Source organism: Mesorhizobium sp. Cs1299R1N1, from assembly GCF_037179655.1.
Classification (GTDB): domain Bacteria; phylum Pseudomonadota; class Alphaproteobacteria; order Rhizobiales; family Rhizobiaceae; genus Mesorhizobium; species Mesorhizobium salmacidum.
Genome location: NZ_JAPYKR010000114.1, coordinates 1 through 528 on the forward strand (window position 1 = coordinate 1; position 528 = coordinate 528).

Annotated in this window: 1 protein-coding gene; it reads left to right on the forward strand. The window is 63.1% G+C overall.

Going from position 1 to position 528, the window contains the following annotated elements:
• A partial coding sequence (locus O7A70_RS33955; RefSeq protein WP_337144225.1) for a 2-oxo acid dehydrogenase subunit E2 occupies nt 1-528 on the forward strand: 528 nt, incomplete at its 5' end.

Consider the following 528-nt stretch of genomic DNA (forward strand, 5'->3'; position numbering starts at 1 on the left):
GCCTACAAGCTGTCGGTCAACGACATGGTGATCAAGGCGATGGCCATGGCGCTGAAGGCGGTGCCGGATGCCAATGCCTCGTGGACCGAGAGCGCCATGGTCAAGCACAAGCATGCCGATGTCGGCGTTGCCGTGTCGATCCCTGGTGGCCTGATCACGCCGATCATCCGGCATGCGGACGAAAAGACGCTGTCCGTCATCTCCAACGAGATGAAGGATCTGGCCAGCCGCGCCCGCAGCCGCAAGCTGAAGCCCGAGGAGTATCAGGGTGGCACGACCGCGGTCTCCAATCTCGGCATGTTCGGCATCAAGGATTTCGCCGCGGTGATCAACCCGCCGCATGCGACGATCCTGGCGGTCGGCGCCGGCGAGCAGCGGGCGGTGGTCAAGAATGGCGAGATCAAAATAGCCACCGTGATGTCGGTGACGCTGTCGACCGACCATCGCGCCGTCGACGGCGCGCTTGGGGCGGAGTTGCTGGTCGCCTTCAAGAAGCTGATCGAAAACCCGATGGGCATGCTGGTCTAG